The sequence below is a fragment of the Ideonella sp. P3_A4 genome (assembly GCF_056403075.1).
On record NZ_JBFUGE010000696.1, the window covers coordinates 1 to 2,947 of the forward strand.

The following is a 2,947-nucleotide window of genomic DNA, read 5'->3' on the forward strand; positions in this document are numbered from 1 at the left end:
GCCTACTTGGAAGGCGCGAGAGCATTGACGTTCACCATCCCACGCAACGCCTCTGGCGGCACGCACCTGTTGCAAACAGTGGGGGATGGCGCACCAGTATCGCGAAACGTTTCCGTCGTCCATGACACCATCAATTTGGCCCCTCGGCTTGACCACGTGACTCTCGCTGGCTCGCGCTTTGATGGCGCCGGCAACGTCAATGCAACGTTGTATGTACAGGGAGCCAATATTGACGTTGGCGCTCGGTTGCTTGTCGACGATCAGCCGGTCCCATCGACAGTGCACAAGGTCCTATTGAATGAGCTCTACGGCGCCGACCCTCAAGTGCTTCACTACCCGATCTGGCACTACCTTGCTCGCATCGCGCCGCTGCCACCCATGCCGCGAGGTCGACAGATCAGAATTGCTGTGGTTAACGAAAATGGGACGCTCAGCAACGCAGTAGACTATCGACTACCCACCGACCCCAACAGTCTGGACAGCGACGGGGACGGGCTACCCGATGTGATCGAAATCAACGGTTGGGACAGTGACAAGAACGGGAAAGCTGACGAGCCTCCCAAGGTCCTTGGTCTCGACCCGTTCGTAAGGAACGTACTCGTAGAGGTCGATGTTATGGCCGGCATCGCCTATCCACCTTCAGCTGAAGCATTGCGGCTCGCTCAGCAGGCCTTCGCAAGCGCGCCAATTCTCAATCCTTTCAACGAAAGCGGCGTCAGGCTGTTCCTGGACGTCTCGGGGCAGGTGCCTTTCTGGAACGCAATCTCATTTAGGGAGAGCCACGAACCTCTTATCAAGCTGGGTAGCGTTGACCGCCTTGCAGAAGTGCATTTCACGCGCTCTCGAAAAGGTTGGTTTCACTACGCAATTTGGGGCAACGCGCACGCAGCCGGCTGGAGTGGCGAGAGCAATGTCGACTTCGACGGAACCGGCGTTGGCGATACGTTCGTGGTTACTCTTTCAGAGTTTCCGCCCGCATACCAGGTTGCCGTCGTGCAAGCTTCAACGCTGCTGCACGAACTGGGGCACAACCTAGGACAACGACACGGCGGGACCGACCACTTGCCGCACAAGTCCACCTACTGGAGTGTGATGTCGTACTCGTGGCAGCTTCGCTCGGGATGGCCTGCCACTTCGCGCAAGCAATACCCAACGTGCACTCAGGTCTTTTATGGAAAGTCCGGCGCGATTGAGACGCTCGGTTCGCCGRCTCCCGGACTGGTGCAGCGCCTCGACTATTCCGAGGGCATGGGTCCGGAACTGATGGCTGCAAGCGGGCTACAGGAAGGTGCCGGCGTCTGCGGCCAGCCGATCGACTGGGACGGCGATGGGAGCATTTCCGGCTCACCGGTCAATGCGCAACTCACGCCCGACGACCCTGACGTCATATCCATAGCTGACTATCCCAACTGGGCGAGCCTACGGTACGACGGACCACGGATAGGCGGACAAAAGTGAACGCTATGAACAATGCTCTGTCGTTGATTATGGTCCTGGTGATCTGCCCAGTCTGCTTGGCGCAAGACGCCAAACCCGCGGCAAGTGGAACCGTAGAAGTACGTGGCCCGAAACCAGGTAGCGCCATAGCTGGAAGCGCATCAGATGTAGCGATCCTGCCCGACGCAGATCGTGATCGGCAGTTCCGCGTCCAGCAACTTCTCAGGCAGATGGAAGTCCGCGGGGGCATGGTTCCCGGCACGGTGACCGTTAGGGGCGGCTACCCGGGAGGAGTATTGATCGAGCATGACCTTGGGAAGGTACTGCAAAACAAGGTGAACAAGGCGCAATGGGCCTTTGGCGACGTCGCGCCACCCAGCAATGCACCAACATCCCTGTCTGCTGCGAATGTCGAGTACAGAGTCACCAACGACCACAGCGGTGGAGAGAGTCTAGTGGCCGTAAAGAGCGACTCGGACGTGGTGGCGAGTGCGGCCAAATCTGGCTATGGACCACAAACCGTGACGATTGACATCGTTGGGCTGAGTGCGACACAGCTCGCCGACGGGCGCCCCGATCCCGAAGTGAATCTCGTAGTAAACGGCTTGACGCGCCGATTGAAGGCAGGCGAGTCGGCGACATTCGAAAACTTCGAGGTCGTCGTGCAGTCAAGCGTGGACTTGAGGAAACAGAAGTCTGTGGAGGGACCACCTTTCGCACTGCGTCTTTTCGTCAAGCCCAAGCGCTAAAACGTAAGAAGGAAGAAGCATGAATAGAGCTGCGATGCTGGCGGTGATGGTGGCACTGGCTGGTTGTTCGAGTGTTTCATCACTGCATTCACCAACTCAGGCAAACGCTGACGGGCTGACGTACTTCATGCCTCGCAGGGACTTCATTGTCAAGGTGACCGTGGTTGACGGCGGCAAGTTGTCGAATGTTGCATTCGACACCACGGCGTCCTACCCCGATCCGGCTCGCCAATACATCCTCACGCATGGAGCAAACGTCTTCGGCAAAAACACGCTGGATGTCGCAATTAGCGGCGCCGGTCTGCTTACGTCTGCCAAGTCAACGACAGAAAGCAAGGTTACTGACGCCTTCAAGAATCTTGGCACACTGGCTGGAACGGTTTCCGCAATGGGCGGGGGAGACGCCGCTCCTTCGCAGAAATTAGGCGGCGCCTGCTCGATAGCAGGCACGCATGTTTTCGTATTGGACAAGCCAGGACGCTACGATGTGTGTGGTCTTCAGGTTGATCTTGCCAAGAAGCCCACGGTATCGGGAATGCCGTCGGCGCTTGCAAAGGCTGCTGATCAACACGAGTCTGGTTTGTACTATCGGCAGCAAGAACCCTACCTGATTCAAGTGCAGGGGGCCGGCATCAACAGCGCCGCTGTTCTCATGGCGCCCAACGAGTCGCCGGTGCGATTTCTGCCCGTGTCCAAGACCTTCTTCTCTGGCAACAGTGCCGACTTCGCATTCGAAGATGGCGTGCCAACAAAGTACAAGC

3 protein-coding genes are annotated in these 2,947 nt (G+C 57.9%); all 3 read left to right on the forward strand.

The genetic code is table 11. The features are described from left to right. On the forward strand, positions 1–1,458 hold a 1,458-nt coding region (locus tag AC1DYI_RS31300; protein ID WP_477208015.1), incomplete at its 5' end, for a hypothetical protein. A 5-nt stretch (positions 1,459–1,463) separates the two neighbouring features. Continuing rightward, on the forward strand, positions 1,464–2,186 hold the full coding sequence (locus tag AC1DYI_RS31305) for a hypothetical protein (RefSeq protein ID WP_477208016.1): 723 nt from the start codon (positions 1,464–1,466) through the stop codon (positions 2,184–2,186). A gap of 19 nt (positions 2,187–2,205) precedes the next feature. Beyond that, a partial coding sequence (locus AC1DYI_RS31310; protein ID WP_477208017.1) for a hypothetical protein occupies positions 2,206–2,947 on the forward strand: 742 nt, incomplete at its 3' end.